14 protein-coding genes are annotated in these 21,069 nt (G+C 70.1%); 6 read left to right on the top strand and 8 right to left on the bottom strand.

The annotated features are described in order from the left end of the window. Window positions 1-74: 74 nt before the first annotated feature. Window positions 75-3,203 (bottom strand): hypothetical protein, encoded by a 3,129-nt coding sequence (locus ACFFGE_RS00810; protein ID WP_376833353.1) that lies wholly within the window; start codon window positions 3,201-3,203, stop codon window positions 75-77. Between the two features lie 87 nt (window positions 3,204-3,290). On the opposite strand from ACFFGE_RS00810, the gene ACFFGE_RS00805 reads away from it, so the two are divergent. Together ACFFGE_RS00805 and ACFFGE_RS00800 are read left to right on the top strand one after the other, a co-directional pair. Further along, the gene (locus ACFFGE_RS00805; RefSeq protein ID WP_376833351.1) at window positions 3,291-5,114 is read left to right on the top strand and encodes a glycosyltransferase; all 1,824 of its coding nucleotides are present in this window, start codon (window positions 3,291-3,293) and stop codon (window positions 5,112-5,114) included. A 97-nt stretch (window positions 5,115-5,211) separates the two neighbouring features. Next, window positions 5,212-5,598 carry a hypothetical protein gene (locus ACFFGE_RS00800; protein ID WP_376833350.1) on the top strand — a complete coding sequence of 129 codons (387 nt, stop codon included), beginning with the start codon at window positions 5,212-5,214 and terminating at the stop codon, window positions 5,596-5,598. Window positions 5,599-5,729: 131 nt separating this feature from the next. Here the strand turns inward: ACFFGE_RS00800 and ACFFGE_RS00795 are convergent, their stop codons facing one another. The 5 genes from ACFFGE_RS00795 to cysD form a co-directional block, all read right to left on the bottom strand. Next, the gene (locus ACFFGE_RS00795; RefSeq protein WP_376833348.1) at window positions 5,730-6,959 is read right to left on the bottom strand and encodes a glycosyltransferase family 4 protein; all 1,230 of its coding nucleotides are present in this window, start codon (window positions 6,957-6,959) and stop codon (window positions 5,730-5,732) included. Next, window positions 6,956-8,248: a glycosyltransferase family 4 protein gene (locus ACFFGE_RS00790; RefSeq protein WP_376833346.1), complete on the bottom strand. Its 1,293-nt coding sequence runs from the start codon at window positions 8,246-8,248 to the stop codon at window positions 6,956-6,958. The genes ACFFGE_RS00795 and ACFFGE_RS00790 overlap by 4 nt, the downstream gene beginning before the upstream one ends. Window positions 8,249-8,269: 21 nt before the next feature. Continuing rightward, window positions 8,270-9,235 (bottom strand): KpsF/GutQ family sugar-phosphate isomerase, encoded by a 966-nt coding sequence (locus tag ACFFGE_RS00785; RefSeq protein ID WP_376833345.1) that lies wholly within the window; start codon window positions 9,233-9,235, stop codon window positions 8,270-8,272. A gap of 95 nt (window positions 9,236-9,330) precedes the next feature. Then, window positions 9,331-11,226: a sulfate adenylyltransferase subunit CysN gene (cysN, locus tag ACFFGE_RS00780; RefSeq protein ID WP_376833343.1), complete on the bottom strand. Its 1,896-nt coding sequence runs from the start codon at window positions 11,224-11,226 to the stop codon at window positions 9,331-9,333. Then, window positions 11,226-12,155 (bottom strand): sulfate adenylyltransferase subunit CysD, encoded by a 930-nt coding sequence (cysD, locus tag ACFFGE_RS00775; RefSeq protein ID WP_376833342.1) that lies wholly within the window; start codon window positions 12,153-12,155, stop codon window positions 11,226-11,228. Before cysD ends, cysN begins: the two co-directional genes overlap by 1 nt. A gap of 126 nt (window positions 12,156-12,281) precedes the next feature. On the opposite strand from cysD, the gene otsB reads away from it, so the two are divergent. The 4 genes from otsB to ACFFGE_RS00755 all read left to right on the top strand — a co-directional run bounded on the left by otsB (window position 12,282) and on the right by ACFFGE_RS00755 (window position 18,490). After that, window positions 12,282-13,028 (top strand): trehalose-phosphatase, encoded by a 747-nt coding sequence (otsB, locus tag ACFFGE_RS00770; protein ID WP_376833341.1) that lies wholly within the window; start codon window positions 12,282-12,284, stop codon window positions 13,026-13,028. Next, on the top strand, window positions 13,025-14,815 hold the full coding sequence (locus ACFFGE_RS00765; RefSeq protein WP_376833339.1) for a glycoside hydrolase family 15 protein: 1,791 nt from the start codon (window positions 13,025-13,027) through the stop codon (window positions 14,813-14,815). The genes otsB and ACFFGE_RS00765 overlap by 4 nt, the downstream gene beginning before the upstream one ends. A gap of 7 nt (window positions 14,816-14,822) precedes the next feature. Next, a complete protein-coding gene (locus ACFFGE_RS00760) occupies window positions 14,823-16,193 on the top strand; it encodes an alpha,alpha-trehalose-phosphate synthase (UDP-forming) (protein ID WP_376833338.1) in 1,371 nt (456 codons plus the stop codon). 89 nt (window positions 16,194-16,282) lie between these two features. Next, complete coding sequence (locus ACFFGE_RS00755; RefSeq protein ID WP_376833336.1) at window positions 16,283-18,490, top strand: AGE family epimerase/isomerase; 2,208 nt, start codon at window positions 16,283-16,285, stop codon at window positions 18,488-18,490. Between the two features lie 19 nt (window positions 18,491-18,509). On the opposite strand, the gene neuC is transcribed toward ACFFGE_RS00755, so the two are convergent. Both neuC and ACFFGE_RS00745 read right to left on the bottom strand, forming a co-directional pair. Continuing rightward, window positions 18,510-19,682, bottom strand: a complete 1,173-nt coding sequence (gene neuC / locus ACFFGE_RS00750) for a UDP-N-acetylglucosamine 2-epimerase (RefSeq protein ID WP_376833334.1) — start codon at window positions 19,680-19,682, stop codon at window positions 18,510-18,512. Further along, complete coding sequence (locus ACFFGE_RS00745; RefSeq protein ID WP_376833332.1) at window positions 19,679-20,776, bottom strand: N-acetylneuraminate synthase family protein; 1,098 nt, start codon at window positions 20,774-20,776, stop codon at window positions 19,679-19,681. The genes neuC and ACFFGE_RS00745 overlap by 4 nt, the downstream gene beginning before the upstream one ends. Window positions 20,777-21,069 lie beyond the last annotated feature (293 nt).

The following is a 21,069-nucleotide window of genomic DNA, read 5'->3' as shown; positions in this document are numbered from 1 at the left end:
CCCTATCCTGAGGTAACGAATACGGACACCCGCGGTCGATCGAAGCTTCGCCGAATGGATGACGATCGCGATCTTCATTGAAGCTTGCGCAGCAACGTCGTCGTGCCGAGGATGCGCCCCCAGTCGGCCGGCGTCAGCGTGGCGGGGAGCCGGGGCTCCACGCGGACCGACCGCAGGTCCTCGAGGGCGACAGCGGCGGTCAGGGCCGATGTGCACAGGTTCATCCAGCCGGCCGCGGCGAACCGGACGCACAGATCGATATCCCAGTCCCGCCCCGCCGCGGCGTTCAACCCGCCGACGGCCTGCAGGGCCGATCGCTTGACCATCGCGACGCGGAAGCGTTGCGCGGTGGCGGGATAGGTCATGGGCGGAAGCGCCCGCAGGTCGGGCTCGTCGAGCAGGACATGAGGGCGATCCCGGAAGTCCACGCGCGAAGGAAAGACGCCGCCGCTGACAAAGGCGGAGCGGTCGCCCCGCCCTTCCCCCAGGTCGGCCACGATCTGACAGGCGGCCGTCGCGATGTTTCGGCCCTGGAGAAGCTGACCGAGGGTTTCAGCCGTCCGCGGGTCGTGCAGCACCGTCGCATGATCCAGAAAGAGGAGCGACGCGAAGGGGCCGGTCGACTCCAGGGCCGCGACGGCGTCCGGGACCGGGGCGCTCACCGCTTCGGCGGTGAGCTTCGCGGCGCCAAGCGCGGCGGCGAGTTCGGAGGCCGACGGTCCGCAGGCCAGAACGCGCTCGGGTCGCACGGTCTGACTGGCCAGGGAGGCGACGACGGCATGCAGATCGGTCTGCGGGGTCGCGGCCACGACCGCCAGATAGGGCGACGTCGGCGCGCTCCGGCGGCGCCCTCCGCGCAGGGCCGGGGTCGACGCCGCCGTGACACGCACGAGGCGATTGGAGCCGAGCGTGTCGACCTGCTCGCGGAAGACGATCGCAAGCAGGCGTTGTTCCGTTGAGACGCGCGAACGTTTCGAGGATCGTTCGGCGCCTGCGAGGGTCAAATCTACCACATCGGCGACCGCCGGCTGCAGATCGCCAAGCCCGTCGCTCTTCTCCGGCGGCATGATCGCCCATAGCGGCTTGTGCCGAGCGGTGTCGGCGAGGATGAAGCCCCCGCCGGAGGGGCCGTGCGCCGCGTCGACGGGCGTGCAGAGGGCGTCGATCGTCGGAACTGCGGTCGCAGGGATGATCAGGGTCGCGGCGGCCGGAGCGTCGGCGCCGGCGCCAACCGGGTCTTCGATCGACGTCCTCAGGAGGGCGGCGGCCGGATTGTTCCGTCCGCCCTGGGTGCTGAGCCGCACGCCGAGTTGGCGCCTCAGCCAACGAACGAAGGCGGGATCCGTGATGCGCTCGCCCCCCACGCCGTCGGCGAGATCGACGAGAATCCGCCCCAAGCGGTCGGATGGCCTCGCGTTCAGACGGCTGAGCGCCTGGCGCGCCCCGTAGGTCGCGGCGTCGCTTCCCTCCCCGTGGCCGGCCGCTCGCAATTCCGCATAGTGAACGCCGCCTCGCGCCAACGAAGGAAACGCCAGGATGAACAGCTCCATCAGGACGCCGTCCGCGTCCGTCACGGTGCAGAGCACGGGCGCATAGGCGTCGGCCAGAGCGGCCTCGGTCACGCCGAATCCGTCCGGCTCTATGACCTGCTCGACGAGCAGGCCGAACGTGTCCTCGCGCCGCTGATAGAGGCGCACGACGGTCGCGACGGGGCGACTGAGCACGAAGACGCGAAGGTCCGCGTCCGAGACGTAAGCGACGTCTTGCAGTCCCTGGAAGCCGTCGGGCCAGCTGAACGCCGGATCGGGGCGGACGGCGTCGCCGCCTTCGGACAGGGCCGCGAAGGTGTGCAGCACACGTTCGGCCGACGTCCTGTCGGCCTCGGTCGCGACGCGGCCGAAAAGCGCCCCCGACAGGACGACGGCGCCGGGCTCGCCTTCCGAGAAGGACTCTGCGCGTCGCCATCGAACAAGAGGGCCGGTCGCGGCTTCGGAGACCGGGGGATCGCGACGATCGACCTCCACGGCCTTGGCGGCGTCGGCCGGAGCCTCTTGACGCAAGCGGGACGCCGGCCGCTCGCGTCGCTCCGCACGCCCGTGCCGGACATAGTGAACGAGGGGATTGACGCCCGCCTCGCGGACGTCCTGATGCACGTCCAGGTACTGAACGGTGCCGAAGTCCGGTGACGGATCCGCGCCCTCCCGCCAGCCGACCGTGAGATAGTGGATCGCGGCGTCCCTGGGCGTCGCGCCGGGCGCCCAGCGAGCCGAGTACCACTGGGCGTTGAAGAACTTGCTTTCCAGAACTTCCGCGAGACCGTCCGGCGGCTCGACGACGGGCGGGCAGGGCGTCAGGCCGGAGCGTCGGCCGATCTTGAGATAATGCAGAAGCGCATCGCCGTCGAACGCGCCCGCCTGCTTGGCGTACCAATCGGGATCGAAGCCCGGCCCGGGGCGACGCCGCTCCCTGAAGCCGTGGGATCGATAGTGATCAAGCGCATCGACGCCCGCGGCGGCGACGTCGCGGTAGGTCTGGAGATACCAGTCCGGGTCGAACAGGCCCGAGCGCAGGATCAGCGTGCGGTCATCCGGAGGCGTCGGACCTCCCGGCCGGCCGCGGAGCCAGCGGGCCGCCCGGCGCTTGAGCGAGTCCGAAGGAGGCGCCGGGGGCGTCGCCCCGGAGCGGACCGGCGTCACCGCAGGCGCCGGCGACTGCTTCGCCACGGGCGTCGGCCCCGTCTCGGGTCTGGCGACCGGAGCGACGGCCGGGGCCCCCGGATCGGGCGTCAGAGGCTTGGGCTTGACGACATCTGGTTTGGCGGCGGCCGGTTTGGCCTTGACGACATCTGGTTTGGCGGCGGCCGGTTTGGCCTTGGCCGCGGCGGCCTGCTTCTCCAGCTCGGCGCAACGCCGTTCCAGTTCCTTGAGCTTCTGCCGATCCTGGCTGGACTGACGTTCCGCGCGCGCCTGACGGTCGGCGGCCAGCGCGACCTCGCGGGTGGCCGCGATCAACTCGGCGCTGCGCCGGCGAGCCTCCCGCTCCAGGCCCTCCGCACGACCCAGGTGACGCTGCAGCTCCTCCTGGAGCCGAAGAACGCGCTCCTCGAGAACGGCCGCCTTGAGGGCCGAAGGTCCTGAAACCACCGCGCCCGGATGGTCCGGATCGGGGCTAGCCCCCGCCGGCTCTTTATGAGCGTCAGCCATCCGCGTCAAACGTCCATTGATCCCCAGCGACCGAGTGCTTAACCCACGTAAAGCAAATCGCCAACAGCGGGCGGGGACGTAGGCATCTTGGGCGATCAGGTCGCTTCCGCAATCGACCGGCCGCATGCGCGGACCGGGGCGTGGGCTCTGATCCAGCAACCGACGGGAGACGGCTGGATCCTCGACCGGATCGTGAACGAGGTGGCGAAGGTCCTCGGCCCGAGGGCTTTTCGCTGGGCCGATCTGGCCAAATCGCCCCCGGCGGAGACGATCTTCTTTCCGCACTACAGCCTTTACATGACGGCGCGGGATCATCGCGGGGCCGACGTCGCCGGGCGCAGCGTGATCTGGTTCACCCATCCGGGCGACTATCCCTACAGCACCGCCGAACTCCTGCTGGCTTTCGGCGCCGCCAAGTCGGTGCTGTTCCCATGCTCCCGGTTTCGGGATCTCTGGGTGGCGCAAGGCCTCGACGTCCGAAAGACGCGCGTGATCCTGGGCGCGGCCGACCCGGCGCTCTTTCGAGGTCGGCCCCGTGCGGGGCGGGTCGTGGGCGTGAACGCCGCCTACTACCCCCGCAAGGGTTCGCGGCTCCTGCTGGAGACCGTCCGCGCGGCGCGCGATCTCCGGTTCGAACTTCTCGGCCGGGGCTGGCGCGCCTCGCCGGATTTCGACGACCTCTCACGGCTGGCGAACTTCACTTATCTCGAGACGCCGTACAGCAAGTATCCATCCCGCATGCGGCGGTGGCACGCCTTCCTATCCACCTCCCGGCTCGAAGGCGGACCCGTGCCGCTGGTCGAGGCCATGATGGCCAACGCGACGCCCGTGGCGACGGACACCGGCTTCGCGCCCGACCTGATCACCCACGGCCGGACGGGGTTCATCATCGATCCGGACGACGCCCCCGATCAGGTGGCGGACGTTCTGCGCGAAGCCGCCCGGGAACCGATCGACAGTCGCAGCGCAGTGGTCGATCTCAGTTGGACCCGTTTCGCGCGCGAAGTGGTCGAGGTCGGGGACGGGGCGGCGGCCGGCGATCAGGGGCGGCAGCGCGGCGCGCCCCCCGCCCCGCCCCGCCGGGAGAGGCCCGCCCCCGCGGCGGCGATCCCGGCCGCGTCGTTCATCGCCTATTCCTCCGGACGCGGTCCCGGCGCCGACCTGATCTGGTCGTTCGCGCGAGGCCATGGCGCGCAGGTGGCTCCGATCACGTCGCCGCCACCCGACGACCGGCGCCGCACCCCCGTCCTGTGGGGATTGCTCGACGGCGCCCTGGAACGGATCAGGGCCGCGAAGGCCGACGGCGCGCAGTTCGTCTATCTTGACCATGCCTACCTCGGCAGGGGGCACGGCCGGCGGTACCGCATGTGCCTCGACGGTTTTCATGCGGGCCCGGTTCGCGAGGCCGACGCCGTCCGGTTGGCCGACCTGAACATCACCCCGCGTCCATGGCGGTCCGGTGGTTCGGTGGTGCTGGTCTGTCCACCGACCGCCGCCGCGGCGGCGGCGAACGACACGACGCCCGACGCTTGGCTGGCTCGAACCCTCGCCCTGCTTCGCACGCACACCGACCGGCCGCTCGAAATTCGGCGCAAGCCTCGCCCGGGCCATCCGGCCGAGCCGCTGGCCAGTGCGCTGGGCCGCGCGCATGCGGTCGTCTGTCACACATCGACCATCGCCGTCGAGGCGACCATCGCCGGGGTTCCAGCCTTCGTCGATCCTGCGTCTCCGGCGGCGCCCGTCGCCGGGACCGACCTGGCGCGGATCGAATGTCCGACGCGACCGGACCGAGGCCCCTGGCTGCGGCACCTCGCCTGTATGCAGTTCAGCGTCGACGAGTTCGAAGCCGGCAGGGCATGGTCCTTGCTGATCGAGCACCTGAGCCGTCCGGAAGTGAAGCTTGCCCCCTGAAACGACCTGCTGCGCCGCTGCCGTGACGCCCCGCCTCGGCTGGAGCGCGGTTCGCCTGCTGGCGAACAGGCCCGCTTTCCAGCGACATTTGTGGACCTTGAGCGACGTCGCCTGCCCGGACGTCGAGCTTCACCGCATCGATTCCGACCCGGCGTTCCTTTCGATCTGGAAAACGGCGACGGAGATGTTCCCGGGCGGCTCGCCCGAGGCGCGCCGGCTCCGCCTTCGGACGGCCCAGACCGGAGCCGAATGCCTGGCGCTGATCCACACGGCGGCGTTGGCGGGGCCTCGGGTCGCCCTGCTCCAGTCCGGCCTCAGTTCGACGCCCTCGGCACGGCGTCCCGCGGATACGGTGATCCAGCTCAGCGACATCGACGGCGGCCTCGACCGCATCCGGGCGGGTCTGAACGCCTGCATCCGCGGCCAGGTCACGGCCGGGCAGATCGAAGACGGCCTGGGCGGCATACTCGCCGCCGCGCACTGAAGGCCGGCGGGCGACCCTTCGGCCTCGGCGCGAGCCTGAACCGAAATCGGCTCGGCTGGACGAAAGGCCGACCGGGCTCAGATCCTGGTCCGACTCGAGGCGATCAAGCTCTTGGGCGATCAGGCTCAGGTTCAGAGCAGGGAAGCGACCGCCGCGAAATGATCGGCCCATTGGGGCGGGCGCACAGGTCTGGGACGCCGACGCTCCCCACGAGACAGCTCCGTCAGCGCCGCCTTCCACGCACGCCCGTCGAGCGGATCGATCAGGGTCGCGCCCTTCAACAACTCTCGGTGCACCGGGACGTCGGAGGCCACCACCGGCGTGCCCAGAGCCAGAGCCTCCACGGCGGGAAGATTGAAACCCTCGGCGAAGGAGGGGGACACCAACGCGCGCGCGCCGGCGACCAGTCGCATCATCGTCCGATCCGGCGCACCCGAGATATGGTGGACATGGCGGGCGGCGGCGGGCCCTCGGGACAGTTGGGCCTGAACGGTCTCATGCTCCCAGCCCATCCTGCCGATCAGGAAAAGCTGGGGCGGACACGAGGTCGTCTGTTCCGCCATCGCCCGCCAGAGCGACAGAAGGAACGCGAGGTTCTTGCGTCCCTCGATCGTCCCGACATGCACGAAGTAGGGCGCATCGGCGACCAGCGGATCGGGGCGCGCGGGCGACAGGTCCACACCGAGGCGCGCGGTCACCAGATGCGGGAGCGAAGGATCGGGACGACCGAAGTGGTCCTGCAATACGCTGGACGTCGATGCTGAGTTGGTGATGACCAAGTCGGCGTAGCGCCGCACCGTTTCGATCCGTCGCTGGTGCTTTTCACGGTCGCCCGCCCTGCAGAACTCGGGGTGCGTGATGGGGATCAGATCGTGGATCATCACCACGATCCGCGCCCCCTTCTGTCGCAGCTTCTTGAAGATGGCGGGCTTCTCAAGGCCGGTGTGGGAGACGTTGATGTATACGTCGCCCTTGGCGACGGCGGCCGGCGTCATGGTCCCGAGACGAAACGCCAAGGAGCGATGCGGCTTGGCGAGGTCGCTTTGGAGGTCGAGACGAAGCGCCGCCCGCTCAGCAGGAGGGTCGCTCAGTACACGAATAATGTCAGCCTCGACCAAAGCCTCGGTGTCCGTGGCCGCCGCCGCCCATCGATGCTGCATGGCTTCCAGGCGCGGCTGAAGCCATTCACGCCTTATGGTGAAAAGCCCTTCCTTCCGCTGACAGACCCAAACGACCCGATCCGGCAGAGTCTCGAGCAACCATCGCACGTACGCCGAACAGACCCGGTCGATTCCCGTGGGCGTGCCACGGTTGAACCGGTCGACGAGTCGCGTGACGTCGAACAACACCCGCCCGGTCATGCGCCCACGCGATCCAGAACATCCCTAAGGCGCTCACGGTGCGCCTCCGGTGAGAACATCCGCGCGCGCACCGGTCCTCGAAGCGCGAGGTCCGACCGCAGGTCCTCGTCGGCGTCCATGCGCGTGATCGCCTCGCGCAGGGCCTCGACGGCGTAAGGATCGACGAGCACGCCGGCGTCTCCCACGACCTCGGGCAAGGAGCCCTCCGTCGAGGCGATGACCGGGGTGCCGAGCGCCATCGACTCCAGCGCCGGAAGACCGAACCCCTCGTAGAGGGAGGGGAACAGAGTGGCCCGGGCGCCCCGGATCAGCCGGAGCAGCAGCCCTCTGCCAAGGAAATCATACTGGATGACACGCCCGCGCCTGACGTGGTCGATCGGCGTGGCCGCGGCGGACAGAAGGGTGGCCTCGCCGCCGTCGAGCCACGCGCGACCGCCGACGACGACCAGGGGCGCCTGCACCCCGGACGTGAGATACGCTTCCAGGAGCCGCCGCACGTTCTTCTTGGGTTCCAGCGCGCCGAAGAACAGGAAATAGGACCTGGGCCGAAGATCGAAGACGCCGCCGAGCTCCCGCTCCAACGCCTCATCGTCCATGGCCAGGATGTCGTCGGGCAAGGACACCGACTGATAGGTGGTCGTGATCCGGCCCGGCTCTATGCCCAGGAGATTGATCGCATCCCTTCGGGTGGTCTCGGAAACGGCCAGGATGTGGTCGGCCCGCTTCGCGCTCTCCCTGCAGAGCTCCACATACCGGTGCTTGTCATCCGTGGTCGTGTACGGAAGCCGGATCGGGATGATGTCATGGAGCGTGAGGAGGTTGACCCGCCCGGGCGCCCATATCGGCAGGGGGCAGGTCCAGTGAGCGATGTCCGGCCCACCCCCGTCGAACTTCAGAGGCGTGAAGCGGCCGTAGGCTCTCTGTGATCGCTGGGAAAGCTCGAAGATGCGAGCGGCGGCCCAATGTCGCTGAGCAAGATGTTGAAGCTCGTCGTCCGGCGGTCGGATGACTTCGCCGGTGACGTCGACCCGAGAAGCCCTGCGACCCAACGGAGATCTCAGGGTGCGGGCCCACCGTTCGAGCTTGGGGAGCGGTTTCTGGCCCTGGGGCGCGTCCAACAGGGAGATATTGCGCAACAAGCCGTCCCCGCCGAGGTGCGCAGGGCCGTGCAGGACTCCCGGCGTCCAGCCCAGGTCGCCATACGCCTTCAGCAGATTTCGCCCATAGGTGGCGATGCCCGATCCCTTGGGGATCGAGAGATTGAACCCATCAACACAGACTTCCGGCACCGCGCGACCCTCTCCCCACCGTCAGGTCACATACCCCGCTTGAATGAGCTCCGCGATATGGATGATCGCCAGCGGGCGGCCGCTCTCGACGACGAACAGATTGCTGATCTTGTTGACCGCGAGGAGGTCGATGGCGTCGCTCATGCGTGCGTCGGGGCTGACGGTGATGGGGTGCGGGCTCATGACGTCGGCCGCGACAAGGGAGGTGACGTCCCGCGAGAAGGCGCGGCGCACGTCGCCGTCGGTGATCATGCCCGCCAGCAGTTCGTTGTCGTCGAGCACGGCCACGGCTCCCTTTCGGCCGGCGGTGATCGCCGCGACCGCCTCGCTGAAGGGGGTCTGGAGCGAAACCATCGCCGGCGGCGCGTGATTGTCGCCCATCCATTCGCGCACGGTCTGCAGCTTCATGCCCAGCGCGCCGCCCGGGTGATGCAGGCCGAAATCCTCGGCCGAGAAGCCCCGCTCGTCCATCAGCGCCATGGCCAGCGAATCGCCCAGCGCGAGCGTCATCAAGGTGGAGGTGGTCGGGGCCAGGCCGTTGGGGCAGGCCTCGGCGACCGTCGGCATCAGCAGCGTCACCTCGGACATGCGGTCCAGCAGGCTGCCCTTCCTCTGGGTGATGCCGATCACGGGAATGCCGTTGCGCTGACAGAAGGTCAGGGGATCGCGCAGTTCCCGGCTCTCGCCCGAGTTGGAGATGGCCAGCAGCGTGCAGTCCGAGCGCAGCATGCCCAGGTCGCCGTGGCTCATCTCGGCCGGGTGCACGAAGAAGGCGTTGGTGCCGGTCGAAGCGAGCGTGGCGGCGATCTTGCCGCCGATATGGCCGGACTTGCCCATCCCGGTCACCACCACATAGCCGGGCCGCGACAGGATCACCTCGCAGGCGCGCACCAGCGATCCGTTCAGGTTCCGGTCCAGCGCCTCGAGCGCCTCGATGTTCAGGCGGAGGACGTCGCGGGCGCGCTCCAGGATCGCGGCTGGGTTCATGACACCTGTTCTCCAATGTCGCGGCTTCGACCCGGGGCGCTCCGCATACACCCATAGAGTTCGGTTTGAGAACCACCTTGCACGCGAGCGGCGACTCAGCTGGTCGGGTGGGCCTTCAGCCAGGCGACGATGCGATCGGCCGCGCCGTCCGGCGTCTCAGCGGCGGCGTCGATCCGGATTTCAGGGGCGTCAGGCGCCTCATAGGGGCTGTCGATGCCGGTGAAGTTGGCCAGCTCGCCCGCGCGGGCCTTGCGATACAGGCCCTTCACGTCGCGCGCCTCCGCGACCTCAAGGGGCGCGTCCACGAACACCTCCACAAACTCGCCCGGGCCCATCAGCTCCCGCGCCAGCCGCCGCTCGGCCCGGAACGGCGAGATGAAGCTGACCAGCACGATCAGGCCGGCGTCCACCATCAGCCGGGCCACCTCGGCCACCCGACGGATGTTCTCGACCCGATCCTCGTCGGTGAAGCCGAGATCACGGTTCAGGCCATGCCGGACGTTGTCGCCGTCCAGCAGATAGGTGTGGCGTCCGTCCGCGTGCAGGCGCTTCTCGACCAGGTCGGCGATGGTCGACTTGCCGGCGCCGGACAGGCCGGTCAGCCACAGCACCCGCCCCCGCTGGCCCTTGAGCGCCGCCCGGGCCGCCTTATCGACCGAAAGGGCCTGCCAGTGGATGTTGTGCGACCGCCGCAAGGCGTACCGCAGCATGCCCGCGCCCGCCGTGCGGTTGGTCAGCCGGTCGATCAGGATGAACCCGCCGAGGTCCCGGTCCGTCTCATACGGCTCGAAGGCCACCGGCTGATCCAGTGAGATGTTGCAGACGGCGATGCCGTTGAGGTCGAGCCGCTTGGCCGGACGGGCCTCGAACGTGTTGACGTCGATCTGGTGTTTGATCTCGGTCACCGAGGCGCCGGCCGTCTTCGTCGCCAGCTTCAGCAGATAGGGCCGTCCCGGCAGCATCGCCGCCTCGTCCATCCAGACCAGCGTGCATTCGAACTGGTCGGCGACCTCGGGCGGGTTCGTCGCCGAGGCCAGCACGTCGCCGCGCGAGACGTCGATCTCGGCGTCGAGCGTCAGGGTGACGGCCTGGCCGGCCCGGGCGGCGGGCAGGTCGCCCTCGCCGCCGACGACGCGGGACACATTCGCGGTCCGGCCCGAAGGCAAGACCTTGAGCGCGTCGCCGGGCCGGACCTCGCCAGACGAGACCAGCCCGGCGAAGCCCCTGAAGTCCGACGACGGACGGTTGACCCACTGGACGGGCATGCGAAAGGCCGTCTGGCGCGCCGTGCGCGCCGGCGGGAGCGTCTCCAGCAGCGTCATCAGCGACGGGCCGGCGTACCAGGGCGATCGCGCGCTCTTCTCCAGAACATTGTCGCCGTGCAGGGCCGACAGCGGGAGGGCGTGCGCCTTGTCGATGTTCAGGGCCGTGGCGATCCCGTCGAACTCGGCCACGATGGCGTCGAACCGGTCCCTGGACCAGCCGATCAGGTCCATCTTGTTCACCGCCAGGATCACATGGCGGATGCCCAGAAGGCTGACCAGAAAAGCGTGGCGGCGGGTCTGGGTCAGCACCCCCTGGCGCGCGTCGACCAGGATCACCGCCGCGTCGGCGGTCGAGGCCCCGGTGACCATGTTGCGGGTGTACTGCTCGTGGCCCGGGCAGTCCGCGACGATGAACTTGCGCTTTTCCGTGGCGAAGAAGCGGTAGGCCACGTCGATGGTGATGCCCTGCTCCCGCTCCGCCGCCAGTCCGTCGACCAGGAGGGCGAAGTCGATGTTCTGCCCCTGCGTCCCAACCCTTCGGCTGTCCGCCTCCAGCGCCGCCAGCTGGTCTGAGAAGATCATGCGCGCGTCGTAGAGCAGCCGTCCGATCAGGGTGGACTTGCCGTCGTCGACGGAGCCGCAGGTGATGAAGCGCAGCAGATCCTTGGTGCGGTGCGCCTCCAGATAGGCCTCGACGTCGTGCGCGATCAGGTCGGTGTCCGCCATCAGAAGTAGCCCTCGCGCTTCTTCTTCTCCATTGAGGCGGCCTGGTCGTGATCGATCATGCGGCCCTGGCGCTCGGACGACGTGGTCAGCAGCATCTCCCGGATGACCTCGGTCAGGGTCGTGGCCGTGCTCTCGACGGCGCCGCTCAACGGATAGCAGCCCAGCGTGCGGAAGCGCACCGAGCGCATCTGCGGGACCTCGCCGGGGTTCAGGCGGAAGCGGTCGTCGTCGACCATGATCAGGGCGCCGTCGCGCTCGACCACCGGGCGCGGCGCGGCGAGGTAGAGCGGGACGACGGGAATGTTCTCGCGCTGAATGTATTGCCAGACGTCCAGTTCGGTCCAGTTCGACAGGGGGAAGACGCGGAAGCTCTCCCCCGGCCGCTTTCGCGTGTTGTAGAGCCGCCAGAGCTCGGGCCGCTGGTCCTTCGGGTCCCAGCGGTGATCGGCGGTCCGGAACGACAGGATCCGCTCCTTGGCGCGGGACTTCTCCTCGTCGCGCCGCGCGCCGCCGAAGGCCGCGTCGAAGCCGCCGGCGTCCAGCGCCTGCTTCAACCCTTGCGTCTTCCAGACGTCGGTGTGCAGGGCCGAACCGTGGTCGAAGGGGTTGATCCCGCGCGCCAGCGCCTCCGGATTGCGGTGCACGATCAGCTCGACCCCGTACTCGGCCGGGATGCGGTCGCGAAGGGCGTACATGTCGCGAAACTTCCACGTCGTATCGACGTGCAGAAGCGGGAACGGCGGCCGGCCCGGCGCGAAGGCCTTCCTGGCCAGGTGGAGCATCACCGCCGAGTCCTTGCCGATCGAATACAGCATGACCGGGCGCTCGGCCTCGGCCGCCACCTCACGCAGGATGTGGATGCTCTCGGCCTCCAGACGCTGAAGGTGCGTCAGGCGGTCGGCGTCGCGCGCGGCTTCGACGGGGCTCATGACCGCCGCCGATAGCGGCGAACCGGCTCGCTCGGCAAGGTTTGGCGGTCCGAGCCTGCGAACCTTCACCGTTGTCGCGCGTTAGGCCTCCGTCTGACGGGGGCGCGATCGCGCCGGATAGGAGCCATGAAGAACGACGTCGCCGACCTCGGCGCCCCGCCCGCGCGGGTGCGCCGCATCGCCCTGTTTCTGGACCTCGACGGCGTGCTGGCCGAGCTCGAGCCCCGGCCCGAGGCGGTGGGTCCGGATCCCAGACGATCACGGGTTCTGGAGGCGGCGGCCCGGCGGCTGGAGGGCAGACTGGCCGTGATCAGCGGCCGCGAGATCTCGGACCTGGACCGGATTCTCGAGACCGGCGTGCGCGCGGTCTCGGGCGTGCACGGGCTGGAGCGACGCGACGCGGCAGGCCGGCTGACGCGGGCGGAGCCGGCGCCGGGCGTGGCGGCGGCGGCGGCGGCCTTCGAGGCGTTCGCCGAAGCGCGCGAAGGCGTCCTCGTCGAGAAGAAGGGCGTGGCGACCGGTCTGCACTATCGGCTGGCGCCGGGGGCCGGCGTCGAGGCGCGGGCGCTGGCGGCCGCGCTGGCCGAACGGCACGCCCTCGTCCACCAGCCGGGGCATATGATCGAGGAGCTGAAGACGCCGGGCGCGGACAAGGGCCGGGCGCTGGAGGCCTTCATGGCCGAGCCGCCCTTCGCCGGCGCCGTCCCGGTCATGGTCGGCGATGACCTGACGGACGAATACGGCTTCGAGGCCGCGACGCGCCTGGGCGGGTTCGGCGTCCTGGTCGGGCAGCCGCGCAGCACCGCCGCGCGTTACCGCCTGAACGGCCCGACCGAGGTGCTGGACTGGATCGAACGCCTGGAGGCCGAATGAGCACGACGCCCGACCTGAACCTGTGGCCGATCGGAAACTGCTCGATCAGCGCCCTGATCGACAAGCGCGGCCGCTATGTCTGGGCCTGCGCCCCGCGAGTCGACGGCGATCCGGTCTTCTCCGCCCTGATGGACGGCGAGGCGCCCGAACACGGCTTCTGGGAGATCGAGCTCCAGGGCCTGGCCTCGATCGAGCAGGCCTATATCCGCAACACGCCGGTTCTGCGCACGGTCATGACGGCCGAGGACGGCGCGGCGCTGGAGGTGATCGACTTCGCGCCCCGCCACGCCAAGCACGGCCGCACCTATCGCCCCCTGGCCTTCGGGCGGATCGTGCGGCCCCTGAAGGGAGCGCCGCGCATCGTCGTGCGTCTGAGACCCGCGACCGGCTGGGGCGCGCGGCCGGCCGAGCGGACCTCGGGCTCAAACCATATCCGTTACCTCTGCGAGGACATCACCTTTCGCCTGACGACGGACTGCCCCGTGTCGCACGTGCTGAACGAGCGGGTGTTCCGCCTGGAGGGGCCGCTGGCCTTCTTCCTCGGGCCCGACGAGGGCTACGACCAGGAGGTCGGCCCGGGCGTCGCCGCGGCGCTGGATCGAACCGTGCGCTACTGGCAGGACTGGGTCCGCAAGCTCTACCTGCCGCTGGACTGGCAGGAGGCGGTGATCCGCGCCGCCATCACGCTGAAGCTCTGCGCCTACGAGGAGACCGGGGCCATCGTGGCGGCCCTGACCACCTCGGTGCCGGAGTTCCCCGAGAGCGGACGCAACTGGGACTATCGGTACTGCTGGATCCGCGACGCCTACTACACCGTCCGGGCGCTGAACCGGCTCGGCGCGGTGGACATCCTGGAGAACTACCTCGGCTATCTCAGGAACCTGGTCGACGACTCCGCCGGCGGGCACGTCCAGCCGGTCTATGGCGTCGGCCTCGAGCCGGGGATCGGCGAACGCATCGTCGACACGGTGAAGGGCTATCGCGGCATGAAGCCGGTGCGCGTCGGCAATCAGGCGCACGAGCATCTGCAGCACGACGTGTACGGACAGATCGTCCTGCCGCTGGTTCAGGCCTTCTACGACCAGCGCCTTCTGCGGCCCGGCACGATCGAGGATTTCGAGGCGTTGGAGCCCATCGGCGAGCGCGCGTTCCAGATGCACGACCAGACCGATGCGGGCCTGTGGGAGTTCAGGACCATCGCCCGGGTCCACACCTATTCGTCGGTGATGTGCTGGGCGGCGCTGGACCGGCTGGCCAAGGCGGCGACGCACCTGGGCCTGACCGCGCGGGCCGAGCACTGGCGCGGGCGGGCGGACATCGTGCGGGAACGGATCGAGCGCGAGACCTTCCTGCCGGACGAGGGCCGCTTCGCCGCCAGTTTCGGCGGGCGCGAGCTGGACGCGTCGCTGCTGCAGCTCACCGATCTGGGCTTCCTCGACCCGATGGACCCGCGACAGGTCGCGACCTTCGACGCCATTGAACGCGATCTGAAGAAAGGTCCCTATCTGTTCCGCTATGTCGAGCCCGACGACTTCGGCGAGCCGGAGACGGCCTTCAACTTCTGCACCTTCTGGTTCATCGAGGCGCTGCACCAGAACGGCCGCGACGCGGAGGCGCGGGCGATCTTCGAGGAGATGCTGTCTCGGCGGACGCCCGCGGGCCTGCTGAGCGAGGACATATCGATCGAGGACGGAGAGCTATGGGGCAACTATCCGCAGACCTACTCGTTGGTGGGCGTGATCAACTGCGCGATCCTTCTCAGCCGATCCTGGACGGACGTCCGGTGAGGCGGCCATGAGCAGACTGATCGTCGTCTCGAATCGCGTCTCGGCGCCGTCGGACCCGGCGGCCGGCTCCGCCGGCGGCCTGGCGATGGCTCTGTCGGCCGCGCTGAGGAAGTACGACGGCCTGTGGTTCGGCTGGTCCGGCGAAACCTGCGAGACCTTCACCGGCGAGCTGAAGACGGAGGACCGCGCGGGCGTGACCGTCGGCCTGGTCGATCTGGAGGCGCAGGACGTCGACGAATACTACAACGGCTACGCGAACAAGACGCTGTGGCCGCTGTTCCACCACCGGGTCGACCTGACCGCCTATGAGCGGTCCTATGGCGAGGGGTATGAGCGGGTGAACCGGCGCTTCGCCGAGGTGCTGGCGCCGCTGATCCAGTCCGAAGACCTGATCTGGATCCACGACTACCACATGATCCCGCTGGCCAAGGAGCTGAGGCGGCTGGGCGTCCGCAACCGCATGGGCTTCTTCCTGCACACGCCCTGGCCGGCGCGGCAGCTGTTGGTCACCCTGCCCTTCCACCGGCGGCTGGTCGAAAGCCTGTTCGACTACGACCTGATCGGCTTCCACACCGAGGAGTGGAAGGAGCTGCTGGCCGACTATGTCGTCGCCGAGGCCGGCGGCCGGCGTCTGGACGCCGAACGCCTCGAAGCCTTCGACCGCACCACGCGTCTGGGCGTCTTCCCCATAGGCATCGACGTGGAGGGCTTCATCGCCGCGCGCGAATCCACGCTGGGCCGGCGTACCTACGATCGCATGGCGGCCTCGTCGGCGTTCCGCTCCATGCTCGTGGGCGTGGACCGGCTGGACTACTCCAAGGGGCTGGAGCAGCGGCTTGAGGGCTATGAGCAGTTCCTGCGCGACAACCCGGACCGCCGGGGCCAAGTCTTCCTGCTGCAGGTCACGCCCCTGTCGCGCGACGACGTGGACACCTACCAGGACATTCGCGGACGGCTGGACGCCTTGGCGGGCCGGATCAACGGCGAGTTCGCCGACATGGACTGGCAGCCGATCCGCTATCTGAACCGCACCTACCGAAGGGATCAGCTGGCGGGCATCTATCGCGCCGCCAAGGTGGGGCTGGTGACGCCGCTGAGAGACGGCATGAACCTCGTCGCCAAGGAGTTCGTCGCCGCCCAGGACCCGGAGGATCCCGGCGTTCTGATCCTGTCGCGCTTCGCCGGGGCGGCGGCTGAACTCAAGGACGCGCTGATCGTCAATCCCTACGCCCGGGAAGAGCTGTCCGACGCCATCAAGACGGCGCTCGCCATGCCACGCGAGGAGCGGATGCGCCGCTGGGAAGGCCTGATGCAAGCGGTCCGCGCGTCGGACGTCGGCCTGTGGCGCGACCGCTTCGTCACGGCGCTTAAGGGCTGAACAACCTGTCGTTTCAGCGCCGATGGGACTATCGCCGCCCGGCGGGCTTTTGCTAAGTCCGCACCCTTTGGTGAGTTCTGAGACACTCCATGGCGCTCCACCCGGTGATCATGTGCGGCGGCTCGGGCGCTCGCCTTTGGCCCGCCTCCCGGCCGGACCGCCCCAAGCAGTTCATTCCCCTGTTGGGCCCCCGCTCCCTGTTCCAGGAGACGGCTCTGCGGGTCGCCCCCCTGGCCGGTCCAGGCGCCGAACTCGTGGTCGTCGCGGGCGTGCGCCATATGCCGATGATCCGGCGACAGCTGGCGGAGATCGGGCTGGAGGCCTTGATCCTGCTCGAGCCGGAGGCGCGCGATTCAGGCCCGGCGATGGCCGCCGCCGCCGCATGGCTGGTCGAGAAGGATCCGCTGGCCGTCGCCGCCTTCGTCGCGTCCGACCACCACATCCCGGACGCCGAAGCCTTCCGCAAAGCCATGGTCGAAGCGGCGGACATGGCCGCGGACGGCCGCCTCGTGACCTTGGGCGTCCAGCCGACGGAGCCCTCGTCGGCCTATGGCTACATCCGACCGGTCGGAACGGGTTCGTCGGCGGTCGCGGCCTTCGTCGAAAAGCCCGACACGGAGACCGCCACCCGCTGGATCACGGAGGGGTATCTGTGGAACTCCGGCAACTTCATCGTCCGCGCCGACACGCTGCTGAGCGAACTGGCGACCTACGCCCCCGAGATCGCGGCGGTCGCCGAGTCCGCCGTCAGGGAGGCGACGCCGCACCCCATCGCGCCGACCCGCATCATCCGCCTCGGCAAGTCGTTCGGCCAGGCTCCGAACCTGTCGATCGACTACGCGGTGATGGAGAACACGACGCGAGCCTGGGTGCTGCCGGTCCGTTTCACCTGGTCGGACGTGGGGGCGTGGGACGCGATCGCGCGGGCGCACGCGGCGGATGAGGGCCCGGAGCGAGCCGACGATCCCGCGCCCGGCTGCTATGTTCATGCGCCCCGAGGCGTCGCCGTCGCCACCTTGGGCGTTCGGGACATCGCCGTCGTCGTCGAGCCGGACGCCGTTCTGGTCTGCGCCCTGGACAGAACCCAGGAGGTGAAGACGATCGCCCGTCGCATGCCGCTGGCCGTCCCCGGCGCCGACCGGTCGTTCGCGAGCGCCGCGACCCGCTTCACCCACTGGCTCCGCACCAGCGCCCTCCCGCTTTGGACGACCTTGGGAGTCGAGCCGGACGGCGCTTTCGCCGACGCGTTGAGCGTGTGCGGCAGGGCGCAGGACGGGCACCGACGCGGCCGCGTGCAGGCCCGCCAGGCCTATGTCCTCGCCGCCGCCGGGTTGAGAGGCTGGCGGGGTCCTTGGCGAGCGGTGGCCACGCGTGGCCTGAACCGCTTCATCGAGACCGCCGCCCGTCCTGACGGACGCTTGGCCACCCTGACCGCGACCGGCGGCCGGGTGCTGGACGATACGGCCACGATCTACGACCAGGCCTTCACCCTCTTCGCGATGGCGACCTTTCGGCGCGCCGGCGTGGGGCCGGAGGACCTACCGGCGCGAGCCGGTCGAATCCTGACGGCGATGCAGGTTGATCGCGCCCCGTCGGGCGGCTGGCGCGAGGCGGGAACGCATCCCTTCCAGGCCAACGCCCACATGCACCTTCTCGAGGCCGCGCTCGCCTGGGAGGGTCTGGAGCCCGAGGGCCCCTGGCGCGGGGTCGCCGACGAGATCGTCGATCTCTGCCGCACGCGCTTCATCGACGCCGGCGGCGGGTTCCTGCGGGAGTTCTTCGACGAGACCTGGGCCCCGGCGGACGGCGCCGACGGTCGTCTGGTGGAGCCCGGACACCAGTTCGAGTGGGCGTGGCTGCTGGCGCGATGGGGCGCGCGCAGGTCCGACGCCGGCGCGCTCGACGTCGCTCGACGTCTTTTCCAGGTCGGATCGCTCGGCGTCGATCATGCGCGCGGGGTGGTCGTGGATGCGCTGGACGACAGCCTGCGGGTGACGTCGTCCCGCGCCCGTCTGTGGCCGCAGACCGAGCGACTGAAGGCGGCCCTGATCCTCGGCTCGATGATCGAGGCGGATCAGGCCGCCTACGCCGCCGAGGCCGAGGCGGCGCTTCGGGGGCTGAGCGGCTATCTGCTGCCGAACGGCGTCTGGCGCGACAAGCTGAACCCGGACGGCTCCTTCGTGGAGGAGCCCGCGCCCGCGAGCTCCTTCTACCACATCTTCGCCGGATACGAGCAGCTGGCCGCCTCGGCCGAGGACCTGCCGGAGTTGCGCGACGCGGACCTCGCGCTGGGTTAGCGCGGCGCGAAAGCCCGCGTCACCCGCCGCCGACTCCGGGCCCGTCCACGAACGGCTTTCGTCGCAGCGCGGCGAGATCGGTCCGGGCCAGGATCTCCGCGATCCGCCGCCCGGCCCCGCCGTCGGCCGGCGCGTCCCGCCGCAGGGACGTCCTGAAACGGGGATCAAGCGCCTTCGCCAGCGCCGCGGCGACAGCCTGCGCGCTCGCCGGGCAGTCGATCACGCCGGGGGGCCTCAGCCGGCCCTTCTGCCGGTCGCCGACGTTGACCGAGGGCACGCCCAGCGCCGGCGCCTCGATCACGCCCGCCGACGAGTTGCCGACGAGGGCGTCGGCGCTCGCCAGCACGACGGCCCAGCGTTCACGGCCCAGCGACGCGAACAGATGGGCCCTGGCCGGATGGGCGGCGGCGAAGCGTTCCAGCTCCGACTGCACCGCCTCCCGGCCTTCGTCCGCGTTCGGCCCGGTCAGGATCAGGCGCCGCCCCCCCGCCGCCCGCAGGACGCCGTCGAGCACCGCCCGGGCGGCGTCGCCCGGGTTCGTCCCCGAGAGGGTCTCGGGATGCCAGGCCACCAGCACATGGCCCGGCGCCAGATCGATCCCGAGCAGGCGCTCCGCGTCCTGACGGGTCGCGGCCGCCGCGCCGAACAGGTCGTCGAGGCCGGTGGAGCCGACGACATGCACCCGTTCCGCAGGCTCGCCCATCCGCACCAGCCGCCGCGCATAGTCCGGATGGGCGGTGAAGTGCAGGTCCGCCAGCTTCGTGATCGCGTGACGGATGCGGTCGTCCACGGCCCCTTCGGTGACATGCCCGCCCTCGAGATGGATCAGCGGGACGCCCAGGCACACGGCGGCCCCGGCCGCGCCCAGAAGCTCGGTCCGGTCTCCCAGGACCATCAGCGCCGCCGGTCGCAGCCGGACCAGCGCCTCGGCGACGGCGGACAGGGTGGCCGCGGCGGCCTCGGCCACGGCCGCGCCGGTATCGTCCCCGGGCGCGGTCGCCAGCCTCGCGCCGATCGGTTCGCCGTCGGCCTCGATCTCGGCCACGGTGCCGCCCAGGCGCGCCTCCAGATGGGCGCCGGCGACCAGCCAGACGATCTCGAAGGTCCCGGCCTCGCGCAGGGCCCGGGCGACCGGCCTGAGCAGACCGTACTCCGCGCGGGTGGCGGTGAAGATCGCGATGCGCGGCCTCATGCGTCCAGCTCCGAGCGCGAGATGATCTCGCCGGCGGCGTAGGCGCGTCGGCAGGGGCGGCCGTCCAGACGCCACAGATCGGCGGGGGCCAGGCCCTCACCCGCGCGCCGCACCGCGACGGCGTCGGGCGTCAGCGGGGCGCCGGCCTCGAGATCGCGCGCGGCCACGAGGGTGCGCCGCGCCACCGCGCGGTTGCCCAGCTCGACCGCCGCCGGACGCTTGTCGCCGTCGCCGAGCGCGGACTCCACGGCGCGGAGCCGGCGCACCATGGCGGCGAAGTCGGCGGGCTCCATCGAAGCGCGGTGATCCGGTCCCGGCAGGTCCCGCGACAGGGTGATGTGCTTCTCGATCACGCGGGCTCCGAGGGCCGCCGCCGCGAGCGCGGTCTCGTCGCCCGCGGTATGGTCGGAGTAGCCGGGGATGACGCCCTCGGCCGCGAAGGCCTGGATGACCCGCAGGTTCGCGGTGGCGACGGGGGCCGGATACTGGGTCGTGCACTGAAAGACGACCGTTCGCGCACGGATGTCCGAAGCCTCCGGTGCGCGCCCGGCCTCCCGCAGCGCGGACAGGGTCGGACGGGTGGTCCGCTCGGCCAGGGCCCCGAAGACGACCGCGTCCAGCGCGTCGCGAACCTCCTCCATGTCGGCCATGCCGGTGGAGAGCATCAGCGGCGGCCCCAGCCGCGCCAGGTCGACGATCATCGGCAGGTTGGTCAGCTCGCCCGATCCAACCTTGATCCGCCCCATACCGAGCTCCTCCACCAGGAAGCGGGCCGAGCCGATGTCGAAGGGGGTCGACAGGATCTCCAGGCCGAGCGCCCCGGCCCGGCGCCACAGTCGCCGCAGCGCCGCGCGCGACAGGGTCAGACGCTCGAGCATCGCCAGCTGGCCCTCCCGCTCGCCGGCGTGGGCCTGATACTCGGCGTTCGGCGCGCCGGGCGCGGCGATCTCGGCGGGCTCGAAGGTCTGGAACTTGACGGCGTCGGCGCCGGCCTCGGCGGCCGCCTCGACCAGCCGGGCGGCGAGATCCTCGTCGCCGTTGTGATTGACGCCGGCTTCGGCGATGATGGTGGTGCCGGCGGCCGCGGTTCTCATGGCCGCAGATTCGCAGACCTGTAGCCTCCGGGCAACGGTGGCCGTGCTGTGTCGGGGACCTGCGAGAGGCCCCTAGGCGCGCTGCGGCAACGCTGGTAGAGATCAATCAGGCGGCGTGACCGCCGCTATCTGAATTTGTTTGCGGAGGGCTCTGACCCATGCGGTTGAAGAATATGCTTCTCGCTTCCGGTACGGCGGCCGCCCTGGCCCTGACCGCGACGGCGGCGTCTGCGGATCCGAACGGCTGGTACGGCGCGGTTGATGCGGGCTTCCACACGATGGAAGACGGGATC

Origin of the sequence: Brevundimonas balnearis, assembly GCF_042434805.1 — a bacterium.
Taxonomy (GTDB): Bacteria; Pseudomonadota; Alphaproteobacteria; order Caulobacterales; family Caulobacteraceae; genus Brevundimonas; species Brevundimonas balnearis.
Note: the sequence above shows the minus strand (reverse complement) of the source record. Positions and strands in the feature narration are given on the sequence as shown.

What these genes read in the sequence shown, in the direction of transcription:
- ACFFGE_RS00810 (WP_376833353.1), bottom strand. Translation starts at nt 3,203, where the DNA reads ATGGCTGACGCTCATAAAGAGCCGGCGGGGGCTAGCCCCGATCCGGAC.
- ACFFGE_RS00795 (WP_376833348.1), bottom strand. Translation starts at nt 6,959, where the DNA reads ATGACCGGGCGGGTGTTGTTCGACGTCACGCGACTCGTCGACCGGTTC.
- ACFFGE_RS00785 (WP_376833345.1), bottom strand. Translation starts at nt 9,235, where the DNA reads ATGAACCCAGCCGCGATCCTGGAGCGCGCCCGCGACGTCCTCCGCCTG.
- cysN (WP_376833343.1), bottom strand. Translation starts at nt 11,226, where the DNA reads ATGGCGGACACCGACCTGATCGCGCACGACGTCGAGGCCTATCTGGAG.
- cysD (WP_376833342.1), bottom strand. Translation starts at nt 12,155, where the DNA reads ATGAGCCCCGTCGAAGCCGCGCGCGACGCCGACCGCCTGACGCACCTT.
- otsB (WP_376833341.1), top strand. Translation starts at nt 12,282, where the DNA reads ATGAAGAACGACGTCGCCGACCTCGGCGCCCCGCCCGCGCGGGTGCGC.
- ACFFGE_RS00765 (WP_376833339.1), top strand. Translation starts at nt 13,025, where the DNA reads ATGAGCACGACGCCCGACCTGAACCTGTGGCCGATCGGAAACTGCTCG.
- ACFFGE_RS00760 (WP_376833338.1), top strand. Translation starts at nt 14,823, where the DNA reads ATGAGCAGACTGATCGTCGTCTCGAATCGCGTCTCGGCGCCGTCGGAC.
- ACFFGE_RS00755 (WP_376833336.1), top strand. Translation starts at nt 16,283, where the DNA reads ATGGCGCTCCACCCGGTGATCATGTGCGGCGGCTCGGGCGCTCGCCTT.
- neuC (WP_376833334.1), bottom strand. Translation starts at nt 19,682, where the DNA reads ATGAGGCCGCGCATCGCGATCTTCACCGCCACCCGCGCGGAGTACGGT.
- ACFFGE_RS00745 (WP_376833332.1), bottom strand. Translation starts at nt 20,776, where the DNA reads ATGAGAACCGCGGCCGCCGGCACCACCATCATCGCCGAAGCCGGCGTC.